The sequence below is a fragment of the Taibaiella soli genome, assembly GCF_003236175.1.
In the GTDB taxonomy this organism is placed as follows: Bacteria; Bacteroidota; Bacteroidia; order Chitinophagales; family Chitinophagaceae; genus QKTW01.
In genome coordinates this window covers 118,128-140,134 of record NZ_QKTW01000016.1, presented here as the reverse complement: position 1 = coordinate 140,134, position 22,007 = coordinate 118,128, and the positions used below count along the sequence as shown (strand labels likewise).

18 protein-coding genes are annotated in these 22,007 nt (G+C 43.2%); 13 read left to right on the top strand and 5 right to left on the bottom strand.

Going from position 1 to position 22,007, the window contains the following annotated elements:
• Positions 1-67: 67 nt before the first annotated feature.
• Positions 68-1,666: a T9SS type A sorting domain-containing protein gene (locus DN068_RS10675; RefSeq protein ID WP_110998901.1), complete on the bottom strand. Its 1,599-nt coding sequence runs from the start codon at positions 1,664-1,666 to the stop codon at positions 68-70.
• 323 nt (positions 1,667-1,989) lie between these two features.
• On the opposite strand from DN068_RS10675, the gene DN068_RS10670 reads away from it, so the two are divergent.
• From DN068_RS10670 to DN068_RS10635, 8 genes are all read left to right on the top strand, one after another.
• On the top strand, positions 1,990-3,216 hold the full coding sequence (locus DN068_RS10670) for an S-adenosylmethionine:tRNA ribosyltransferase-isomerase (RefSeq protein ID WP_110998900.1): 1,227 nt from the start codon (positions 1,990-1,992) through the stop codon (positions 3,214-3,216).
• Positions 3,217-3,283: 67 nt separating this feature from the next.
• Complete coding sequence (locus tag DN068_RS10665; RefSeq protein ID WP_123985312.1) at positions 3,284-3,643, top strand: hypothetical protein; 360 nt, start codon at positions 3,284-3,286, stop codon at positions 3,641-3,643.
• A gap of 145 nt (positions 3,644-3,788) precedes the next feature.
• Positions 3,789-8,168 (top strand): CusA/CzcA family heavy metal efflux RND transporter, encoded by a 4,380-nt coding sequence (locus tag DN068_RS10660; protein WP_110999067.1) that lies wholly within the window; start codon positions 3,789-3,791, stop codon positions 8,166-8,168.
• Between the two features lie 10 nt (positions 8,169-8,178).
• Positions 8,179-9,363, top strand: a complete 1,185-nt coding sequence (locus tag DN068_RS10655) for an efflux RND transporter periplasmic adaptor subunit (RefSeq protein WP_123985311.1) — start codon at positions 8,179-8,181, stop codon at positions 9,361-9,363.
• 82 nt (positions 9,364-9,445) lie between these two features.
• Positions 9,446-10,285: a carboxylating nicotinate-nucleotide diphosphorylase gene (nadC, locus tag DN068_RS10650; RefSeq protein WP_110998897.1), complete on the top strand. Its 840-nt coding sequence runs from the start codon at positions 9,446-9,448 to the stop codon at positions 10,283-10,285.
• The gene (locus DN068_RS10645) at positions 10,282-11,160 is read left to right on the top strand and encodes a diacylglycerol/lipid kinase family protein (protein ID WP_110998896.1); all 879 of its coding nucleotides are present in this window, start codon (positions 10,282-10,284) and stop codon (positions 11,158-11,160) included. The genes nadC and DN068_RS10645 overlap by 4 nt, the downstream gene beginning before the upstream one ends.
• 12 nt (positions 11,161-11,172) lie before the next feature.
• On the top strand, positions 11,173-12,231 hold the full coding sequence (locus tag DN068_RS10640; protein ID WP_123985310.1) for a hypothetical protein: 1,059 nt from the start codon (positions 11,173-11,175) through the stop codon (positions 12,229-12,231).
• The gene (locus DN068_RS10635; RefSeq protein WP_110998894.1) at positions 12,188-14,590 is read left to right on the top strand and encodes a hypothetical protein; all 2,403 of its coding nucleotides are present in this window, start codon (positions 12,188-12,190) and stop codon (positions 14,588-14,590) included. The genes DN068_RS10640 and DN068_RS10635 overlap by 44 nt, the downstream gene beginning before the upstream one ends.
• A 477-nt stretch (positions 14,591-15,067) precedes the next feature.
• Here DN068_RS10635 and DN068_RS10630 read toward each other — a convergent pair whose 3' ends face one another.
• Both DN068_RS10630 and DN068_RS10625 read right to left on the bottom strand, forming a co-directional pair.
• Positions 15,068-15,925: a lysophospholipid acyltransferase family protein gene (locus DN068_RS10630; protein ID WP_110998893.1), complete on the bottom strand. Its 858-nt coding sequence runs from the start codon at positions 15,923-15,925 to the stop codon at positions 15,068-15,070.
• Positions 15,926-16,012: 87 nt separating this feature from the next.
• The gene (locus tag DN068_RS10625; protein ID WP_110998892.1) at positions 16,013-16,666 is read right to left on the bottom strand and encodes a carbonic anhydrase; all 654 of its coding nucleotides are present in this window, start codon (positions 16,664-16,666) and stop codon (positions 16,013-16,015) included.
• Between the two features lie 131 nt (positions 16,667-16,797).
• Between DN068_RS10625 and corA the strand changes: the two genes are divergently transcribed.
• Positions 16,798-17,892, top strand: coding sequence for a magnesium/cobalt transporter CorA (corA, locus tag DN068_RS10620; RefSeq protein ID WP_110998891.1), 1,095 nt, complete (start codon positions 16,798-16,800; stop codon positions 17,890-17,892).
• Positions 17,893-18,012: 120 nt separating this feature from the next.
• On the opposite strand, the gene mce is transcribed toward corA, so the two are convergent.
• Positions 18,013-18,417, bottom strand: coding sequence for a methylmalonyl-CoA epimerase (gene mce, locus DN068_RS10615; RefSeq protein WP_110998890.1), 405 nt, complete (start codon positions 18,415-18,417; stop codon positions 18,013-18,015).
• A 124-nt stretch (positions 18,418-18,541) separates the two neighbouring features.
• On the opposite strand from mce, the gene DN068_RS10610 reads away from it, so the two are divergent.
• The 3 genes from DN068_RS10610 to DN068_RS10600 all read left to right on the top strand — a co-directional run bounded on the left by DN068_RS10610 (position 18,542) and on the right by DN068_RS10600 (position 20,688).
• The gene (locus tag DN068_RS10610; protein WP_317047147.1) at positions 18,542-19,762 is read left to right on the top strand and encodes an IscS subfamily cysteine desulfurase; all 1,221 of its coding nucleotides are present in this window, start codon (positions 18,542-18,544) and stop codon (positions 19,760-19,762) included.
• 119 nt (positions 19,763-19,881) lie between these two features.
• Positions 19,882-20,298, top strand: a complete 417-nt coding sequence (gene iscU / locus DN068_RS10605) for a Fe-S cluster assembly scaffold IscU (RefSeq protein WP_110998889.1) — start codon at positions 19,882-19,884, stop codon at positions 20,296-20,298.
• Between the two features lie 63 nt (positions 20,299-20,361).
• Positions 20,362-20,688 (top strand): HesB/IscA family protein, encoded by a 327-nt coding sequence (locus DN068_RS10600; protein WP_110999065.1) that lies wholly within the window; start codon positions 20,362-20,364, stop codon positions 20,686-20,688.
• Between the two features lie 229 nt (positions 20,689-20,917).
• On the opposite strand, the gene DN068_RS10595 is transcribed toward DN068_RS10600, so the two are convergent.
• Complete coding sequence (locus DN068_RS10595; RefSeq protein ID WP_123985309.1) at positions 20,918-21,199, bottom strand: hypothetical protein; 282 nt, start codon at positions 21,197-21,199, stop codon at positions 20,918-20,920.
• Between the two features lie 143 nt (positions 21,200-21,342).
• Here DN068_RS10595 and DN068_RS10590 point away from each other — a divergent pair, with 143 nt between their 5' ends.
• Complete coding sequence (locus tag DN068_RS10590; protein ID WP_110998887.1) at positions 21,343-21,933, top strand: NifU family protein; 591 nt, start codon at positions 21,343-21,345, stop codon at positions 21,931-21,933.
• The last annotated feature ends 74 nt before the right edge of the window (positions 21,934-22,007 follow it).

The following is a 22,007-nucleotide window of genomic DNA, read 5'->3' as shown; positions in this document are numbered from 1 at the left end:
TCACGTTTCTTGCAAGACACAAAGTAATATCCTACACCGTGCCGTTGTAAGCACTGTGAGGATGACTTTAATAAACTATTCTGTTTTGATATACAAGCTCGTTGTCAGGTAGGGTATAAATAGTGAGCAAATAAATGCCGCGTGGTGCAGACGATAACTGAAATTCCCATGGGTTGGCCGTACAGTTTGATTGATATATAGCCTTTCCGTCTAGGCTCGAAACCATAATTCTATAATATCCGCTGGTAGGGGTCAAAATATGAAATATGCCTTCAGCGCTGGGATTGGGGTATACTTTAAACAGGGTGTTGTTACTTTCTTGCGCTATGCCGTTGGTCATATTGTTGTCTAATTGTCTGGACGTACTAGCTGGTGTCGCTCCAATGACTACGGTGGCCAGGTCAAGTTCTGAGGTGCCGGATGCATCGTAATTGAAACCTGATGACACGTTAATTTCCTTAGCGGCGATAATTGCATGCCACGGTGTATTTGATCCGGGATAAGCAGATGGAAGACTGAATCCTGTGATATTACAAATGTTGGCATTCAGTCGTGTGATTTTCATACTCTGCGTGGGATCTGTGGAAAATAAAGATGTTGCGGCGCTTGTTAGGGCGGCAGTAGTGCTCAGCGTCCAGTTCTGGTTGAACGCATTTCCTGCATCGGTATTGCCAATAGAAACAGACCGCTTATAGCTGCCACTTGTAGCGATATCTGTACTGTCATGTTTATTCCAGCAATGTTTGCGAATAGCTTGCTCTATGAAATTTATTTTGGTTACCTGAAAACTCAAGCCATATTCGCGGTTTTTACCAGACAGGTCTACAAACGAATCTTTTGGAAGAAAAAGGGCACATGCCACACCTGTAGCTACAATAGGATCTCCGGCTGCACCTGGTTTCACCAGAACAGGCGATCCTGAGCTGCCTGGGGCCAGCGCATAAGGCAGCGCTACATTCATATTCACTGTTGTTGTATAAATTTTTGTAACCTGAATATTGTCACTGATACGTTGCGGATAACACCAGGGATGCCCGACATCATAAAAGCCATTATTTCTCCAAATATTAACGTTATCAAAGTCATAACCCAGCTCGGCAAATGACAATGAAGGAAGTTCATTTTTATTCATAAGTACCAATGCAATATCTTCTCCTACGGTAGAATCTGCGTCACTATTGGTATATGCTAGTAGTTTGGCAGTACTCAAGTAGCCTTTGGAGAAACGTGTCACCCTATTCAGTTTTTGTCCAGATGCGGCAACCTGCTCATCACCTAAGTAATCCATATAGATTGCTGAGTTAAATGGAATCAGACTACCTACGACGGGGGTTTGTGGAATAATCGCTTTGGCTATCTGATGGCCGGTTAGGCACATACAAACTTTATCGCTATCGGGTGTGTCTTCCAGAAACGTACGAATCAGGAACGAGGTGCCACTAAAACCAATAGTGCGGGAACCACTGTTGATATGAATGATTCCTTTACTCGCCAGATCAGAGCCATAGGGCATAGTAGCAGCTCCAGGCATGAAATAGGTAAATATGTCCGTTTTTGAATCTGGCGGGGAATTGGTTGGCTGCGCAAGGACGCCAGTAGCGCACAACAGAAAAGAAATACTCAACACCATGTTTTTAGACAGGTGGCTATTAAAATTTATTTTCATCAATAAGCTGTTTATGGCCGGTGTTTTTTAATGCTCGACAGTCAGATAGGTCCACAAAGTCACTGGGCACAGTGGCTTGTCAAGACTTAACGTTGAACAGACAACAAAAAACTGTTTATAATGTAGCGGGGGGAAGACGGAAAGTACGTTGAAATTTAATTCTATTGACGCCTTTTTTTTTAATCAGGTCCGGACACAAATCCATATTCGCACAGGTTTCGCGCTACCAGGCATTTCTGATGTGTTGTAAAATTTTGCGAAGCAAAGGAAAAATTAAGAAATTTGAAACCGCCAAGCACAAAAATTAAAATCTAAAAATAGAAATGCACCCACAGGATATCCGTATAGAATCTTTTACTTACGATCTGCCAAATGATCGTATCGCCAAATATCCGTTAGCGCAGCGTGATGCGTCTAAGCTTTTGGTGTATGAAAACGGCGGTGTCACAGAAGATACTTACCGGAACATTGCGATGCATATTCCAGAGGAAACCTTGCTTGTCTTTAACCAGACGAAAGTAGTGCATGCCCGGTTGTTGTTTCAGAAAGAGACTGGTGGCGTGATTGAGGTTTTTTGTCTGGAGCCTGATGCGCAATACCACGGTATACAAAATGCCATGCTGCAGAAAGGAAAAGTGTATTGGCATTGCATGATTGGTGGCGCCAGCAAATGGAAACATGGAATGGTATTGTCGATTAAACATGAGCACCCGGACTTTATTTTATCTGCCAGTATTACGGATCGACAACCTGGTTACTTTACATTAGAGCTTTTCTGGGACGATAAAGATCTGACGTTTGCGGAGGTATTACATTATGCAGGTAAAGTGCCGTTGCCACCGTATTTGCATCGCGAAGCAGAACTAAGCGACGATTCCCGATACCAAACCATCTATGCAAAAAATGAAGGCAGCGTTGCCGCTCCAACAGCGGGTTTGCATTTTACCGATGCCGTGATGAATGATCTTGCTGCAAAGAAAATTGATACCGCTTTTGTGACTTTGCATGTTGGTGCGGGCACATTCAAGCCTGTGAAAAGCGAAACTATGGCGGGCCATGAAATGCATGCAGAATGGATCGACGTAGATCGTCATTGCATTGAGAAATTGCTCGCGCATTTAGATAAAGGTATTGTAGCTGTTGGTACCACATCCATGCGTACATTGGAAAGTCTGTATTGGATTGGTGCAAAACTGCTTTCCGGAATCGAAATTGATTTCGAGGGCATTGCCATTTCCCAATGGGATCCTTACGAAATGAACATTAACTACAGCGCTGATGAATGCCTGAATGCAATAATTCGCTGGATGCAGGAAAATGAAAAAGATCGCATCATGACACGCACGCAAATTCTCATTGCGCCAGGATACGATACTAAGATCATCAAAGGGCTTGTCACGAATTTTCACCAACCACAATCAACACTACTGCTGCTCGTTTCTGCGCTGATCGGCGATGAATGGAAACGTTTGTACGATTACGCCATGCAACATGATTTTCGTTTTCTGAGCTATGGCGATGGTAATCTTATATGGAAAAATCAGAAATAGAACTCGTGTAAATCCTTTCCCCTACCTTTGCGCATAGCGCATGTTCAGAAAATGGTTTGCGATATTAATGATTGCTGTGTATGCATTTGCCAACACAGAACTACATCAGTTGCTCAAGCTTCCGGTGCTGGCCAGTCATTTTATGGAGCACCGTTCTGAAAACCCAGATATCACATTGGTAGCTTTCCTTTATCTGCATTATATATTACCGCAGCCCAAGGACAAAGATTATGACCGTGATATGCAGCTGCCGTTTAAGACAGATGTTTGTTCTGTGTTTCACGTTGTAGTAGCGCCACAGCCTACACCTATTTTATTTTCCGTAAAGCCGCCAGTTTATCATGAACGGCAATACTGCGCGTATCAAACGCCTTTTCTTCATTTTACTACGCTTAACGATATCTGGCAGCCTCCGCGCGCTTGCTAGTCTATTTCTTTTCTGATGCATTGCAATCCCCCGCCGGACTTGCATGCAGTATCTCTATTTGTTTATTTACTGTGATGATGTTTTGTGACTGCGTATATCCGTTGATATAGGCTGCATGCGCGTTGTCATAGGCAAAAGCTCCATCATGTTAGCTTCTGTCATTCAATTTTCCATCAAAAACAGGCTGGCCGTTTTATTGGGCACGCTGGCTGTTATTATATGGGGGGCTTATGCCATTACCACCATCCCAATAGATGCTGTACCGGATATCACCAATAATCAGGTCCAGATCATTACCACCAGCCCTTCGTTGGCTGCACAGGAAGTAGAGCGTTTTATAACCTTTCCGGTGGAGCAGACGATGGCGACCATTCCCGGCATTGTAGAAGTGCGCTCGATGAGCCGTTTTGGCTTGTCGGTTGTGACCATTGTACTCAAGGATAATGTAGATATTTACTGGGCGCGGCAGCAGATCAATGAGCGTCTGCAGCAGGCAAAATCCAGTATCCCAGGCGATTTGGGTAATCCTGAAATGGCCCCGGTTACTACTGGTTTGGGTGAAATTTATCAATACACCTTACGCCTAAAAAAGGGATTTGAAGGAGAATACAGCCTTTCCCGTTTGCGTACAATCCAGGATTGGATCATTCGCCGTCAGTTACTAGGAACACCGGGCATTGCCGATGTAAGCAATTTTGGAGGGTATCTGAAAGAATACGAAATCGCCGTTTCCACAGATAAGCTCAATAGCATGAAACTGAGTATGGGCGATGTTTTTACCGCACTCGAACGCAATAATCAAAATACCGGCGGCGCTTATATTGAAAAAGGGTCCGGTGCTTATTTTATCAGGAGTGAAGGGTTGGTAGGGAGTATCCCCGACATCGAAAACATTGTGGTGCGCAATGAAAATGGCATTCCTGTTTATGTGCGGGATATTGGTAAAGTGCAGGAGGGGCACGCAGTGCGTTATGGTGCGATGACCTTTAATAATAAAGGCGAAACGGTTGGTGGCATTGTAATGATGCTGAAAGGTGCGAATTCAAATGAAGTCATCACACGCGTAAAGGCGAAGATGGCAGAGATACAGAAAACGCTGCCACAGGGTATAGTTATTGAGCCTTATCTCGATAGAACACAACTGGTAAATCGCGCGATTCATACCGTTGAAAAGAATCTGATTGAAGGTGCGCTCATTGTGATTTTTGTGCTGGTCATTTTTCTTGGAAACCTGCGTGCTGGCTTGCTTGTGTCTTCTGTCATTCCATTGTCTATGCTTTTTGCGCTTGGTATGATGCAGGTATTTGGTGTTTCCGGAAATCTGATGAGCCTCGGTGCTATTGACTTTGGGCTGATTGTAGATGGAGCCGTAATTATTGTAGAAGCTGTCATGCATTTATTGCATGATAAATTGAAACAAGCGGGTGGTGACTCTATTACCTTGCAAAAGGACGAAATGCGGGGCACTGTTTTTACTGCTTCTTCCAGAATGGTGAGTGCTGCGATTTTCGGGCAGATCATCATTCTCATTGTTTATCTGCCGATCCTTTCATTGTCTGGTATTGAAGGGAAAATGTTTCGTCCGATGGCGGAAACGGTGAGTTTTGCGATTGTGGGCGCACTGATTTTCTCCGTGACATATGTGCCGATGATGAGCGCCTGGGTGCTTTCTCCGAAGGTGAAGAATAAAAAATCTTTTGCTGATAAGATGATGGAGCAAATAGAAGCCTGGTACGGTAAAGCGTTGCAGAAGGCTTTAGATCTAAAGGTTCCGATCATTGGTTTCGCAATCGCTGCATTGGTAACCGTCGTCATCATTTTTATGAATATGGGCGGTGAATTTTTGCCCACGTTAGAAGAAGGCGATTTTGCGGTGGAGACCCGTTTGGTAACGGGGACTTCGCTTTCACAGACCATAGAAACCGCGCAGAAAGCCGCCGAAATACTGAAGAAAGAATTTCCGGAAGTAAAGAAAGTGGTGGGTAAAATTGGCACGAGCGAAATTCCAACAGATCCGATGCCTTTTGAAGCTTGCGATCTCATCATTGTACTCAAAGAGAAAAAAGAATGGACGAGTGCTAAGAACTGGCAGGAGCTGGCTGGTAAAATGTCTGATGCCCTGAAAGTATTACCACAAGCCAGCTTTGGATTTCAGCAGCCGATACAGATGCGATTTAATGAACTAATTGCAGGGGCCAGACAAGATGTCGTTGTGAAGATTTTTGGCGATGATCTTGAAAGGCTCAAAGCACTTGCAGACCAAACTGGTCGCGTTGTGTCCGGTATCAAAGGGGCTAAAGATGTGTATATCGAACAAGTGACAGGGTTACCACAAATTGTGGTCCGTTACAATCGAGATGCAATTGCCCGTTATGGTCTGAGCATTGCAGATGTAAATAAAACGCTGGAAGCGGGTTTTGCAGGAAGTCGTGCCGGCACCGTATATGAGGGCGAAGAGCGCTATGATATGGTGGTGCGCCTGGATACATCGGGACGGCATTCAATCGAAGACGTACAAAACCTTTATGTCGCAAATGCAGCAGGACTACAGATTCCGATCAATCAATTAGCCGAGGTAAAAACCGAACTCGGACCAAATCAGATACAACGGGAGAATGCACGTCGCAGAATCGTTGTAGGTTTTAATGTTCGGGGAAGGGACGTTGAAAGTATTGTGGAAGAATTGGAAAAAAAGATGAGTGCGGAAATCAAACTACCAGCGGGTTATAATGTGAAATATGGCGGCCAGTTCCAGAATCTGATCGAGGCCAAATCACGATTGTCTATTGCAGTGCCGGTTGCGTTGCTGCTTATTTTATTGTTGTTGTACGCTGCATTTGCTTCGGTCAAAGAAGCATTGCTTATTTTCTCTGCTATTCCGTTTGCGGCTGTGGGCGGCGTTTTTGCGTTGTTGCTCCGTGGTATGCCGTTTAGCATATCTGCCGGAATTGGCTTCATCGCATTATTCGGTGTTGCAGTTCTTAATGGCATTGTGCTTATCTCAGAATTCAACCGACTTAAAAAATTGCAAATGACCGATGTCGCAGAACGTGTACTAACCGGTGCTAAATCACGCATTCGTCCAGTGTTGATGACGGCGAGCGTAGCCTCACTTGGTTTCTTGCCTATGGCGCTTTCCAACACTGCTGGTGCGGAGGTGCAAAAACCTTTGGCAACGGTTGTAATCGGTGGATTGATTACTTCTACATTGCTTACTCTTTTCTTACTTCCGATTTTGTATACGGTTGCAGAACATCGCATCAAACCTAAAACTGGTGGTGCTTTTGTGGTTTTATTGTTTGTTTTATTTGGAATCTCTAATACATCGAAGGCGCAAACTTTTCAAAAATGGACGCTGTCGAATTGCATTGATACTGCATTAAAAAACAATAAACAGATTGCAACGAATCAATATGAAGTAAAAGCGAGCACTGCCTTGCAGTCTTCTGCATGGGATCCTGGAAAGACAAATGTCGCAGGGATGTTTGGGCAATACAACAGTTTTGAAAAAGGTGACAATCACTTTTCAGTGACACAAAATATTCCCTTCCCAACGCAAATGGTCGCGCAAAAAAAATTGTATGAATCAGAAACACACAGCGCAAATGCGCGTTTGCAATTAACTAAATACGATCTTTCTTTCGCGGTGGCAAATGCTTACCAGGAGCTGGTTTATCTTCAGTCGCTACATCGGTGGTATATCCGGCAGGACAGCATTTACATCAATATGCTGAAGGCCGCAACAAAACGGGTGAAAGTTGGCGAGGCGCCACCTATAGAACAAACATTGGCACAGTCGAAGTATGAAATGATGAAAGCGCGTCAATCTGGATACGAAGCAATGCTGCGCCAATCAATATTGAGATTGCAAATGCTGTTACAGACAGAAGCTTTGGTAATGCCAGTAGAGGACAGTCTTGTGGCGCTAAACGAAATCGATACATTTTCCAATTCTTCACATCCATTCGCAATGCTTAATGCAGCAAAAATGCAAATAGCCAAACGTCAGATGAATTTGGAGCAGCAGAAAATGATGCCTGATTTTTCTGTTGGCTATTTTAATCAATCATTGATTGGCAATCCGATGAGTAGTAACGGAGATCTCGCAACCGCAGGTAATCGTTTTCAAGGAGTGCAGGTCGGCGTAAATGTGCCTTTAATTTTCGGCGCGCAATCTGCAAGGATCAAATCCGCCAGATGGGGTTACGAATCAGCGAAATCGGCTGAGGGACAAGCTATGACCGAATTGCAGCAAAATCGAAAGATTGCATTCGAAGAACTGGAACGACAAAAAACGATGCTGGATTATTACTCCAGATCTGCGTTGCCCGAAGCAGAAAAATTGCTGATTCAGGGACAGAAAACCTATATGGCTGGCGAGGTAGATTATACCACCTATCTGCAATCTATTGAAACTGCTTCAGGCATTAAAGCGGATTATTTGCAAACATTATTGAACTATAACAAAGCTGTATTGGGAGCTGCGTATTATAACGCTGGCGCAATTCCTGGTGTCAACAAATAAAAAGAAAGTCATGCACTATAAGAAAATATTCTGGTTGCCTGTAGTAGCATTATTGCTGATACAGTGTAAAGGTAAACCGCAGGAAACTGCTACAAAAACAGTAAAAGAAACAGACAGCACTGCTATTGTGATTACGCAGGAACAGATGTCTGTAAACAATATTATGCTTGGGGAAGCAATCGATAAAATGCTTTCCGGCACCATTAAAGTAAATGGAAAACTGGATGTGCCACCGCAGAATCTTGTGAGCATCAGCGTGCCTTACGGCGGACTCGTGAAGTATACCGATCTTTTGCAGGGAACGCATGTACACAAGGGTGAAACATTGGCCACATTGGAGAATGCAGAGTATATACAATTGCAACAAGACTACGCGGAAGCGATGCATCAATTAGACTTTCTGAAATCGGAATACCAGCGGCAGAAAGAATTACAGGTGGACAATATAAATGCCGGTAAAACTTATCAGAAAGCAGTTGCTGATTATGAAACCATGAAAGTCCGTGCTGAAGCTTTGAAACAAAAGTTGTTATTATTGGGCATCAGTCCGGCTGCGGTCATGAAAGGAACCATTTCTCGGACCGTCGATATCCCTGCACCTATTAATGGTTATGTAACCAAAGTATTGATCAATCGCGGAAAATATGTGCAGGCCAACGATGTATTGTTTGAACTGGTAGACCCTACGCATACCCATTGTGAACTTTCCATTTTCGAAAAAAATATCCCACAGCTGCATATTGGTGACAAAGTAACTTTTCGCCTGGCAAATGAAACCCAGGACCGCGAGGCTGAGGTTCATCTGATCGGCAAAGAAATCCGGGAAGACCGTACTGTTCAGGTGCATTGCCACATGACTAAAGAAGATGAAGGTTTATTGCCAGGCTCTTATATAACAGCTGAGATTCACGTGCAACAAATAAAAGGAACGGCGCTGCCATCTGAAGCCATTATACAGCAGAGTGGACGGGAATTCGTTTATCTGCTGGAAGCTCAAAATATTGAGAAGAAAAGCGCTGGAAAAACGGATACCAACTATCATTTTCGTCAGATTCCGGTTCGTACAGGTATGAGTTCAGAAGGATTTACGCAGGTTTTTCTACCAGAAAATACGCCGACAAACGCCAGTTTTGTGACCAAAGGCGCCTATATTTTGTTTAGCAAAATGAATACAGAGGCTGAAGACGAAGAATAAACAGAGATAAATATAAAAATAACAATATGTCGATGCGCCAAAAGGCTGGTATTTAGTAGTTTTGCGCCACAAACTTTAGAAAGTGACGACACAAGCATTTATAGCAGCTGCGCTGCAGGAAGACGTAGGAAACGGTGATTATTCAACATTGGCGAGCATTGCGGAAGAGGCCCGCGGCAAAGCAGTGCTGAAAATCAAGGAAGATGGCGTATTGGCTGGTGTGACACTGGCGCAGGAAATTTTCCATTTTCTGGAACCAGAGGCGGAGTTTACAATCTATAAGAATGACGGCGACCATGTGAAGAACGGTGATGTGGCTTTCGAAGTGTCGGCGCGCATTCATACCATTCTGAAAGCAGAACGTCTTTCGCTCAACTGCATGCAGCGTATGAGCGGCATCGCTACGCTGACGAATGTATATGTAGAGAAGATAAAAGATTACAATACCAAAGTGCTGGATACACGCAAAACCACACCACTGTTCCGTGCTTACGAAAAAGAAGCAGTACAGATCGGCGGTGGCACCAATCACAGAATGGGTTTGTATGACATGGTAATGCTGAAAGATAACCACATCGATTTTTGCGGTGGTATTGAAAAGGCAATCGCTAAAACAAACGAGTACCTTTTGTCGCACAGCCTGCCTTTAGAAATTGTAATTGAAGCGCGCAGTATTGACGACGTAAAACGCATTATTGCTGTCGGTGGTGTACACCGCATCCTGCTCGATAATTTTACCCCTGCGGAAATAGAAGAAGCGGTAAAGCTGATTGGCGGTAAATTCCAGACAGAAGCTTCCGGTGGTATTTCGCTGGAGAACGTCGCAGATTATGCTAAGGCAGGTGTGGACTTTGTATCGGTAGGTGCGATCATCCATCATGCGGTAAGCATGGATCTGAGCCTTAAAGCCCAACTGGTATGAGCAAAAAACATCTCGTTTTTGTAGTCAATCCTAAATCTGGCGTAGAACGCCAAAAAGTTGTAGAACACGCTATTGAACAGTATCTCGATAAGGAGCAATTTTCCTACGAAATACAGCACACACAATATGCAAAGCATGGAACAGAACTAGCGCGTGAAGCTGCTAAAGCAGGTGCATACGGAGTTGTGGCCGTTGGTGGGGATGGCTCTGCTAATGATATTGCCGCTGGCTTGCTCGGTACCGATACTGTGCTTGCTATCTTTCCGAAAGGTTCGGGAAATGGCATGGCTCGCACCATGGAAATCCCACTGAAAGATCGCGAAGCAATTGAAACCATTAACCGCAATAAAGTGGTAAAGATGGACGTAGGTTTTGTAAATGGTCAGATGTTTATCAGCAATGCAGGTGTGGGTTTCGATGCATTAATCGCGAAGAAGTTTGCGAAGAGTGCGCGCCGGGGACTGATGGTTTATAGCTGGCTGGTGACAAAATATCTTTGGTTGTACAATGAATGGGATTGGCGCATTATCGTAGATGGAAAAGAAATAAAAACGCGGGCATTCCTTATCAATATTGCTAACGGAAGGCAGTTTGGCTACAATTTTCAGATTGCGCCTGATGCCGATTGGCAGGATGGTTTGCTTGATGTAATTGTGATCAAGAAATTTCCAAAAATATTGGGTTCTTCATTGGTTATTCGCGCAATGAATGGCACATTGACCAAAAGTCCATTTGTAGAGCATTATAGAGGAAAAGAAATAACGATCGTGCATCCTGATTTGAAATTGATGCAAACAGATGGAGATGCGCATCCTTGCACCAATCGCCTGGAATTTAAAATACAAGCTGCGGCGCAAAAGGTGATTGTACCCTAGCTTCGCAAAAACATGAATATTCTTCCTTACATATCACGCAGGCAGTATTGCGTCTGGCTTTGCTGTCTGCTGGTAATGTTGCTTTCCGCCTGCCACAAGCGGCATCAGCCACCAGTCAGGGGATTCTACTACTGGAAAACCATTTATAATCTTTCGGCAAAGGAAAAAACGACAATACAGCAATTGCACTGTAAACGAATGTATGTGCGTTGCTTTGATGTAGATTGGAATGACGAACAGCAGAAGCCCTTGCCAGTAAGCATTGTACGGCTTCCCGCGCAACTGGATACATCAATGGAATATGTGCCGGTGTTCTTTATTACGCAACCTGTTTTACAGCACCTCACAGAAAATAATGCAGATTCGCTGGCGCAGAATATCAATAAGCTGCTGACCTCTTTATGTGCAGAATCAAAATGGACGCCAAAAGAAATTCAGGTGGACTGCGACTGGACGGCCGGTACTAAAGACATTTATTTTTCGTTGCTGAAAAAATTGAAAGAACAATCTGTTTTCAAACATAAAGATGTCTCCTGCACGATACGATTGCATCAGATAAAATATTTTTTGAAAAGCGGCATACCACCTGTGGACAAGGGTTTGCTGATGTGTTATAACCTCGGAGATCTACGAAAATATGGCAAGCAAAATTCTATTCTGGATGTAGATCTCGCGAAAGATTATTTGAAACACCTCTCCGGTTATCCTTTAAAACTTGATGTTGCATTACCTTTGTTTCATTGGAGTGTATTGTTTCATAACCGGCAATTTGCGGGGATTCTTCGCGGAGTGGAACCGGACGATCTTCAGAAAAAATCAGGATTTATCAGCATATCGGAAAATTTTTATCGATGTGATAGAGAACAAAAATGGCATGATTATTTGTTTCAGGCAGGTGATGAAGTCCGTGTTGAAACGGTAGCCTACAATGAGCTGCTAAAAATGGCGGAGTACCTTGCATCTAATCTGAAACACACGCCGGATAATGTTTGTCTTTTTCACTTAGATAGCGCAACTATATCAAAATATGAAACTCAGGAACTGGAAAACATATACGCTGCTTTTGATTAGCGGCCTTTCAATTTTTTTAATCAGGGAATTGGTGCAGGCTTGTGGGGGAGACATCGATCCATACGATTATTATCCTTCATTCTTTGCCAACACAGTCGTAAATGAACCTGCATACAAGCCGTTTTTCTACACAGAATATCTTAAGTACTATGATGAATGGTATGATGTGGATACCACAGGAAGCCTCCCTGATGGCAACATTCAGGAGTGGAAGGTTTACGCGAATAACGCGCCGGCATTGCAAGATATAGATAGCTTTGTATACCGCTATTCCTACGATCAATTAAGCAATATTTACTACAACATAGATAAGGCAAAACCGCTTACCATTCCTGTTGCAGTGCAGAACAACAGTTTTACAAAATGGTTTCAGAATAGTAAGGATCTGGAAGCATTGGGTTATCTGATGTATGCGAAACGGTGTGAACCGCATGTGACCAATCTTGCGTCGTCGTGGGATACGCCACGTAAAGACCTTAAAGGTGCTGAAAGCCTGATCAGAAACGGGATTCAGTTGTATGCCGCAGCAAAAAATGATTTTATAAAATGGCGATACGCCTTTCAGATAGTTCGTCTGACGTTTTACAATGATGATTTTAATAACACACTGAGATTGTTCGATCAGTTGGTCGGTGATAAAAAAGCAGACAATCTGATGTTTGCGAAATTGCTGTCGCTAAAGGCGGGCGCGCTCTATAAACTGGGTAGACGAACGGAAGCCGCTTATCTTTTCTCCCGCACTTTTGATATGAACGACGATGTAAAGAAAACTTCTTACATCAGTTATGAATGGAGCGTTGATAGTTCAAATGGTGATGTGCTGGCGCTTTGCAAAAATAGCCACGAACGTGCGGTGATTCATGTAATGGAAGGCTTAAACGCTTACGACGATGGAATAAATTATATGAAATCGGCTTACGCCGAAGATCCGCAAGTACGCGGCCTAGATGTAATTATGACGCGTGAGATCAATAAAATGGAACAGCGTTATCAGATGGATCGTTTACTTAGAGAAAGGAATCTTCGCGACTCTTATTGGTGGACAACGGACTTTTATTATTATGAAGATACGCACGCTAAAGACTTTCAGGAAAAGCGGCAGCGTGCGCGTTTGTATTTAGATCAGCTCAGTGATTTTTCACAACAACTGGCAAAAGATAAGAAAGTGAAAAGCCGTGCGTTCTGGTATCTTTCTTCGGCCTATATCTGTTTTATGAAAGATGATGTAAAAGGCTGTGAAAAAAATCTGACGAGCGCAAAGAAAGTTGGTATGAACACTCGTGAACACGACCTGCACGATATTTTGCACATTCTGTTTGTGATTAAAAATAGTCCGGTAATCAATGCTAAAACAGAAGCAAAACTATTGCCGGAGCTACAATGGCTGAGTGACCGCGCTGCAAATAACCGGGCATTCGAAGGGCCTTACCAGAATCTGCTCACCAATGTTTTGGTAACGCCTTATCTCAAACAGAAAGACACCGCTAAAGCTGTTTTCTGTTTGTCTCGTCGTTCACGGCCTGCTAAGGATAATAGCTCGGATGAATTTTATTTAGACATGCCTGGCACCGTGATGGATAATATGTCGGTAGAAGGTTTGCAACAAATTGAAGCCTTTTATCAGAAGAAAGACAAGACTCCTTACGAAGCATGGCTGGTGAAAAACACGCCGTATAATATGGGTGTTTTTCAAGAGCTGGAAGGAACAAAATATATTCGTCGGTATCAGTTTGATCAGGCTGCGAGTGTTTTGAAGAAAGTGCCTTCGTCAAAATTGTTTGATGTCCCAAATACCTTCGTGGCATACATTACAGATCAGCTGGAGACGGAAGCAAACGATTCTTCGAAATTGTATAATAAGTTTTCTTTCGCTACAAAAATGGCCGCATTGCAGCAGCAGCTAAAAACAAATCCAAAAGACGCGAAAGCAGCATTCGAATACGCATCAGGGTTGTACAATATGTCGTACTACGGAAAGGCACATAATCTCTACGTTTATTATCGCGGTACTTCTGATGGGAATGCCTATTATGAAACTAAGGAGCGTAAAGCCTTTACTGGTGCAGAACGTGAGTTTTACGGAGTGTACACCGCGGAGCAATATTTTATGGAAGCATATGCCAATTCTGAAAATGCAGAGTTTAAAGCGAAGTGCTTGTGGATGGCTGCAAAATGCTGGCAAAAACGTTGTCCGGATCCTGGTGCAAAAGATTATGGCTCCAATGCGCCTGATCCATACTATGTCTACTCCTTATCCAGCCCATATTTCAAACGGCTGAAGGATAGTTACAGCAAAACGAAATTTTATAAAGAAGCCGCAAGTACCTGTAATTATCTGAAGGATTATATTAAACATTAAGCCTACTCTAACTCCTCCGAAGGCTACCGTTTATACACAACTCTTGATATTACCATACCGTTGTCTGTCACTTTTTGCTTGAACAAAAAGTAACCAAAAATTCAAGGCCTAAGGAAGCGCCGGCTAAAATGAAAAGGCATACAGCTACAATTATTAAAGCTTACTATTTGGCTATGGCCCTATTCCCGGCAAATCTATAACCCGCCAGAATTTCCATCATTCGCCATCATAATTGCTTTACGCTGTCTGCATTTCATTTCTTAACGCCTGCGTTTCCTTAGGCCGGAGGTGCTACGTAAACTCTTGTTTAAACTGAAGTAAAGCCCCATACCATCGAGCCATGAACAAAAGATGTGTATAAACGTTAGATCCGAAGGAAGAGAACTTTCCAGCGCGAGTTTCTCCCGCATTAACCACAAAAGGATAAACTCGTGGTGGAAGGACGTAGTGCGTGACTCACAACTGACCACTCACCACTCACACTTTCCGTATGTGCTTCCATCTCCTATGACTCCAAAGCCAGTTCTCCGGCTGGTCGCGGAGCTGGCGTTCCATAAAGGCTACATATTGTCTTGTGATATCTTCTGAATTTGTTTCTGAAGCATCGCGGCACATCAGTTCCAGTTTTACTTCGTAATAACCGCGCCTCACTTTTTTAATACCCGCAAAAACAACAGCGCCTCTTGCTCGTCGCGCCATTTGTTCCGGCCCGCGAAAAAACGGTGCTTCACGGTGCATGAATGGTAGCCATAATGCTACTTCGGTAACAGAAGGATTTTGATCTGCAATCATGCCTATGATATGACGTTTGGCTGCGATCTGCTGCAGGCCACTTTTTAAGGCCTTCATAGAAATCAGTACGCCACCGCTGCGAGTGCGCACGTAACGCATCAGGCGGTCAAACGCTTTATTTTCAAGCGGGAGATAAACGCCGGCAAATTGCTGCGGACTATTCAGCTGACAAATTACATTCGCCCATTCCCAGTTGAACGTATGCCCCAATAACGCGTAAGTATTTTTTCCTTCTTGGTCAAGCATTTTAAACACATCCCAGTTGCCTTTTACGCGTTTATTTAGCGCAGACTTGGAAATGGAAAGTAGCTTAAGCGTTTCAATCCATTGGTCGCAGAAGCTTTTGTAAAACCGTTTCATTATTACTTCCCGTTCCTCGTCTGTTTTATCGGCAAATGCATGTTTCAGATTGTCCTTTACAATTTCTCTTCGGTAGCCAATTACGTGGAACAACAGCCAATACAATGCATCTGACAATAGATACAGTACACTGAGTGGCAGCAGTGAAAGTGGAAACAAAAAGATGAGTAACAGGTAATACATCAACGCAAAATTAAAGTCCAGTTAGCAAACAGTCGAAAGCTGACGGGCAACTTTCGACTGTATAAGATAATGTAAAAAGATCTTTAATTAATGTCCAAACATACTGTTGTCGGACAAATCATAGATGCGCTGGATGTCTTTAAGAATAGATTCAAACTGAATGTTCAGATCATTCAGCAGACCATCACGCAATGAGAATACCCAACCGTGTACTTGTGGGAAGCCATCTTTAAGGTAAGCTTTCTGTACGTCCGCAATCTTAATTACGTTCACACACTGCTCTTGCACATTTAGCTCTACAAGACGGTTGTAGCGGGCTCTTTCATCTTCAATTGCATTCAGTTCTTCGTGGTGAAAACGATACACGTCACGGATTTGGCGCAGCCATGGGTTCAGAATGCCCATGTCTTTAGGTTGCATCGCAGCTTTCACGCCGCCGCAATCGTAGTGGCCACAAACAATGATGTGTTTTACTTTCAGATGTACTACTGCGTAATTGATCACCGACATCACGTTGAGATCTGTACTCACCACCATATTGGCGATATTGCGATGCACAAATACTTCGCCTGGGGCAAGACCCATAATTTCGTTGGCCGGTACGCGACTATCAGAACAGCCGATATATAAGTAGTCCGGATTCTGGTCCTGGGCGAGCTTGTTAAAGAAATCCGGATCGGCAGCTTTATTATCAGCCACCCATTTTTTATTGTTTTCAAAAATTTGCTCGTACGATGTCATAACGGGAAAATATTTTTTGTGGATGCATCAAAATTAAGGCAGAAGCCGTTATGTATTAACCTTTTTTTGGCGGAGCAGGATAGGTGCACAGATCTTCAAAAGCTATAATTTAGCCGCGAGAAAAATACTTCATGGGGAAAACTAGAAAACGCCTCTCTCGTTATATTCCACATTGGATTGTGCGAAAGGAGCCGGTAACGCCATACAATCCGTCGCGGGGCATAGATCAGCTTAAAGAAACAGCCCAGCCGGTCTATGCTGTTTTTGATTACAACGAAAACACGGTTGCGGAACATAAATTCGTAGAAGAATCAAAATGTGCGGTCTTCCGGGAAACTGGCCATATGACCTGGATTAATGTGGATGGGTTGAATAAAACCGAAGTAGAAAAACTCTGTCAGCAATACAATGTACACCCGCTGCTGGTAGAAGATATTCTTACCGTAGGGCAGCGCGCAAAGGTGGACGAAGTCGGCGATATTATTTTCTGTCTTTTATCCATGCTCTATTTCAATGAAGAAACGGTAGAAGTGGAGTCAGAGCAGGTAAGTATTGTGGTAGGGCCGCAATTTCTTATTTCGTTTCAGGAAGACCCGGAGCGTGACGTTTTTGATCCGGTCCGTGATAGACTGCGTGGCAACAACAGCCGTTTGCGCGTCAGTGGGTCCGACTATCTCTGTTATTCGCTGCTGGATGAAATTGTCGACAGTTATTTTAATATTATCGATCATCTCCGTTCACACATTGAAAAACTGGAAGATGACCTGATTGCCCGGGTGGAAGATGGCGCGTTAGCGCGCATAGCAACCTTGCGCCGCGAAGTAATGATCATGAAACGCACTATTGGTCCGGTGCGCGAATTGATCAACCATTTTATTAAAACCGATCATAAGCTAGTGGATGAACGCGATGTGAAATATTTCAAGGATGTTTCCGATCACATTATTCAGGCTAATGAATACTGTGAAAACCTTCGTGACATGCTCATGAACCTGCAGGATCTGTACATGAACCAGATTAATCTGCGGATGAATGAAGTGATGAAAATTTTTACAATGGTGGCTTTGCTGCTGGCGCCAGCAACAGTAATCGGTGGCATTTTTGGGATGAACTTTGATGCCATTCCGGGGCTACATAATCGCGACGGATTTATCGTTTCTGTGGCGGCGATGTTTGTGATTCCAATACTGATGCTGGTTTATTTTAAAAGGAAAAAATGGTTTTGATAAAGTCAAAATTCAAAAGTAAAAATTCAAAAAGCCCACCGAAATCAGACGGCGGGCTTTTTAATGTATTGAAAATGAATAAAAATATGAGCTTTTGACTTTTTAATTTTGACTTTTGAATTAGCCACGCTTCTCCTGGCACAACTCAATTAACACCCCATTGGTCGTTTTGGGATGTAAAAAACAAACCAGTTTATTATCTGCGCCATTTTTCGGCACTTCATTGAGTAGTTCAAAACCCAAAGCTGCCAGACGCTTCATTTCCGCCTCGATATTTTCCACTTCGAAGGCAATATGATGAATACCCTCACCTTTTTTCTCTACGAATTTGGCAATCGGACTTTCCGGTTTGGTTGCTTCCAGCAATTCTATCTTAGAATCACCGGTTTGAAAGAATGCGGTCATTACGCCCTCACTCTCCACTCCCTCGGTTTTATAGCAAGGAGTGTTCAGTAATTGTTCAAATAAAGGGACAGAATCTTGTAATTTTTTTACCGCTATACCTAAGTGCTCGATTTTCAGCATGTATGAATAAGTTTTATAAATGACAATATTTAAAGCTATAATGAGGCTAAAAGTCGCTAAAGTAGCACATTTGATATAACTTTGTGGCCGAAAAACACTTATTAAAGTTTTTTGTAGAACTCGTATGGAATTGAAATTGCCGATATATCTCGACAACAATGCGACCACGCCGATGGATCCGCGCGTGCTGGAAGCTATGCTACCTTATTTTACTGAAAAATTTGGTAATGCTGCCAGCCGTAGCCACGCATTTGGCTGGGCTGCAGAAGAAGCCGTTGACTATGCTCGTGAGCAGGTTGCTAAACTGATCAACGCCGATCCTAAAGAAATCATTTTTACGTCTGGCGCCACAGAAGGTGATAACCTGGCAATTAAAGGTGTTTTCGAAATGTACGCTTCAAAAGGTAACCACATCATTACTTGTGTTACTGAGCATAAAGCAGTACTCGACACTTGCAAACATATCGAAAAACAAGGCGGTGAGGTAACTTACCTGCCGGTACAGGAAAACGGTCTGGTTGATCTGGCTGAGCTGGAAAAAGCAATTACGTCAAAAACGATCCTGATCGCAATCATGTACGGAAATAATGAAGTTGGTGTTATTCAACCGGTTCGTGAAATCAGCGCTATCGCCCGCAAACATGGTGTTCTGTTCTTTACAGATGCTACGCAGGCTGTAGGTAAAATCCCTGTGGATGTACTGGCTGACGGAATTGATCTGATGACATTCAGCGGTCACAAGATGTACGGTCCTAAAGGTGTTGGTGCTCTGTACGTGCGTCGTAAAAATCCACGTGTAAAAGTAACTGCTCAAATGGACGGCGGTGGCCACGAACGCGGTATGCGCAGTGGTACCCTCAACGTTCCGGGTATTGTTGGTCTGGGTAAGGCTTGCGAAATCTGCATGAATGAAATGGAAGAAGAAGGTAAACGCCTGAGCATTCTCCGCGACAAACTGCAAAACGGTTTGATGGCACTGGAAGAAGCTTACGTTAATGGTAGCATCGAACATCGTCTGCCGCACGTTGCGAATATCTCTTTCAAATACGTAGAAGGTGAAGGTTTGATGATGGGCTTCAACAAGAACATCGCGCTTTCAAGTGGTTCTGCTTGTACTTCAGCTTCTCTGGAACCATCTTATGTCCTGAAAGCACTGGGTCTGGGCGATGATCTCGCACATAGCTCCCTGCGTTTCGGTCTGGGTCGTTTCACTACAGAAGAACAAATTGATTATACCATCAAAGCGGTTTCTGAAACAGTGATTAAACTGCGTGAAATGAGCCCGCTGTGGGAAATGTTCAAAGAAGGTATCGATTTGAACGCAATTGAGTGGGCGCACCACTAGTCTGATGTGAGCATGCGGTAATGTGAGGAATGCGATAATGCTACCCACTTACTTAATTTCAGATTAGCCAAAATTAAAACCGGCTTTGCCGAATTAACTAATTATCAAATTATTTAGAAATGTCATATTCAGAAAAACTCATTGACCATTATCAGCATCCGAAGAATGTTGGTACGCTTGATAAATCAAAAACAAACGTAGGAACCGGCCTGGTGGGCGCTCCTGAGTGTGGTGACGTAATGCGTCTCCAGATTGAGGTTGATGAAGCTACAGGTCTTATCAGCGATGCCAAATTCAAAACATTCGGTTGTGGTTCTGCAATCGCTTCTTCTTCTCTGGCCACAGAATGGCTGAAAGGTAAGACAGTTGATCAGGCGCTGGCAATTGACAATATGGATATCGTAGAAGAACTGAATCTGCCTCCTGTAAAAATTCACTGCTCTGTATTGGCTGAAGATGCGATCAAAGCAGCGATCAATGACTACCGTGTAAAAAACGGCATGCCTGAACTGGAACTCGAAGGCAAGAAACACTAAATATATATTCGGGGAAAATAATTTTTGAAGTAAAAAAGAGGACCTTGCATAAAGGTGTTGTGTATGATATATATCAGTGATAAAGCGGTAGAGAAAGTTGCTAAGCTCAAAAGAGATTCGAATCTTACAGATGACTATTTTTTGCGAGTAAGCGTTGTGGGTGGCGGTTGTTCAGGTCTTTCCTATAAATTGGATTTCGACAATGAAGAGCAGCCAAACGATCAGGTATTTGAAGATAAGGGAGTAAAACTGGTCACTGACCTGAAAAGCTTTCTGTATCTCTGTGACACTACGTTAGATTTTTCTGACGGACTCAACGGTAAAGGATTCCACTTCATTAATCCTAATGCGAGCCGCTCCTGCGGATGCGGAGAAAGCTTCGCAGTTTAGGTTAAGAACCGTATAAAAAGACAAAAGCGGCCTTCACATTTATCTGTGTGGGCCGCTTTTTTATGGTCGATGGCAGATTTATGTTGTGAATGGTCAATGGTGAATGGTGAACGGTCAATGCACAAATCGTGCGGGCACTCACCCTTCGACTCCGCCCAGAGGGTGACATCAGAAAATCAGTTATAGAAGAACATGGGCACTCACAACTCACCACTCACAAAATCAGCCATTATTTCTTCGTCCCGCTTCCCGAATTCGGTGGTAACGGAACGCCGGTATTCGCATTCAGATTCCGTTCCATCCCTTTTCCGTTTAATTTAACAGTGTCTTTTCCCATCACACCCGTGGTGCCGTCATCTTCAGATTTTGCAGGCGGTGTTTTGGATTTTGAAGGGGAATGCGATTTCATGTGGCTATGCTTTTTGCTGCTTGGTTGCTGTGCACCGGCAACATTGACTGTATATAAGAAAATACTCATTATAAGCAGGCAGTATTGAACTAGCTTTTTCATAAAGTATGGTTTTTACCCATAGTAATTAAAAAAATGTGCCAATAGAGAAGGGCGATGTGCCTATTGTTTTCATTTCTGGCAATATTTAGGGAATTGATTCGCGGTTGGATGATAATTAAGTATTTTTGTGCAAAATTGAGAAAATGCTGAAAACAGGAAATACCATCGTGAGTATTTATACGGAAATGACGCCCAACCCGGAAACGATGAAGTTTGTGGCAAACAAACTTTTGTATCCAGGCAAAAGCATTGATTTTCCGGATGAAGCGAGCGCAACCCCTTCACCTTTGGCTAAAGAATTATTCGCATTTCCATTTATCCGCAGCGTTTTTATCGCCAGCAATTTTGTGACGCTTACCAAAACATCGGATACACAATGGGATGAAGTAATTCCTAGCATCCGCGAATTTTTAAAACAATATCTCGAAGAAGGTAAAACTGTGATCAACGAAAGTGAAATCGTAGTAAAACCTGCTGATAATACTGTAAATGCAGATGATAGCGATGTGGTAAAACGCATCAAAGAACTGCTCGAAAATTATGTAAAACCAGCTGTAGAAATGGATGGCGGCGCTATTAGTTTCCGTGGTTATAATGATGGCGTAGTATCCCTGATGATGCAAGGTTCTTGCTCCGGTTGCCCATCTTCTATGATTACGCTGAAAGCAGGTATTGAAGGTATGATGAAGCGTATGATTCCGGAAGTGAAAGAAGTTGTGGCTGAGTCAGAATAATTCAAACAAATCATTCAAATTTTTATAAAGCATCCGTTCATCGCGGATGCTTTTGTTTTGTTTATCTTTAGCAC

Excerpts from the sequence above, each read along its gene's own strand:
- DN068_RS10675 (WP_110998901.1), bottom strand. The coding sequence starts at position 1,666 with ATGAAAATAAATTTTAATAGCCACCTGTCTAAAAACATGGTGTTGAGT.
- DN068_RS10670 (WP_110998900.1), top strand. The coding sequence starts at position 1,990 with ATGCACCCACAGGATATCCGTATAGAATCTTTTACTTACGATCTGCCA.
- DN068_RS10665 (WP_123985312.1), top strand. The coding sequence starts at position 3,284 with ATGATTGCTGTGTATGCATTTGCCAACACAGAACTACATCAGTTGCTC.
- DN068_RS10660 (WP_110999067.1), top strand. The coding sequence starts at position 3,789 with ATGTTAGCTTCTGTCATTCAATTTTCCATCAAAAACAGGCTGGCCGTT.
- DN068_RS10655 (WP_123985311.1), top strand. The coding sequence starts at position 8,179 with ATGCACTATAAGAAAATATTCTGGTTGCCTGTAGTAGCATTATTGCTG.
- DN068_RS10645 (WP_110998896.1), top strand. The coding sequence starts at position 10,282 with ATGAGCAAAAAACATCTCGTTTTTGTAGTCAATCCTAAATCTGGCGTA.
- DN068_RS10640 (WP_123985310.1), top strand. The coding sequence starts at position 11,173 with ATGAATATTCTTCCTTACATATCACGCAGGCAGTATTGCGTCTGGCTT.
- DN068_RS10635 (WP_110998894.1), top strand. The coding sequence starts at position 12,188 with ATGAAACTCAGGAACTGGAAAACATATACGCTGCTTTTGATTAGCGGC.
- DN068_RS10630 (WP_110998893.1), bottom strand. The coding sequence starts at position 15,925 with ATGTATTACCTGTTACTCATCTTTTTGTTTCCACTTTCACTGCTGCCA.
- DN068_RS10625 (WP_110998892.1), bottom strand. The coding sequence starts at position 16,666 with ATGACATCGTACGAGCAAATTTTTGAAAACAATAAAAAATGGGTGGCT.
- corA (WP_110998891.1), top strand. The coding sequence starts at position 16,798 with ATGGGGAAAACTAGAAAACGCCTCTCTCGTTATATTCCACATTGGATT.
- mce (WP_110998890.1), bottom strand. The coding sequence starts at position 18,417 with ATGCTGAAAATCGAGCACTTAGGTATAGCGGTAAAAAAATTACAAGAT.
- DN068_RS10610 (WP_317047147.1), top strand. The coding sequence starts at position 18,542 with ATGGAATTGAAATTGCCGATATATCTCGACAACAATGCGACCACGCCG.
- iscU (WP_110998889.1), top strand. The coding sequence starts at position 19,882 with ATGTCATATTCAGAAAAACTCATTGACCATTATCAGCATCCGAAGAAT.
- DN068_RS10600 (WP_110999065.1), top strand. The coding sequence starts at position 20,362 with ATGATATATATCAGTGATAAAGCGGTAGAGAAAGTTGCTAAGCTCAAA.
- DN068_RS10595 (WP_123985309.1), bottom strand. The coding sequence starts at position 21,199 with ATGAAAAAGCTAGTTCAATACTGCCTGCTTATAATGAGTATTTTCTTA.
- DN068_RS10590 (WP_110998887.1), top strand. The coding sequence starts at position 21,343 with ATGCTGAAAACAGGAAATACCATCGTGAGTATTTATACGGAAATGACG.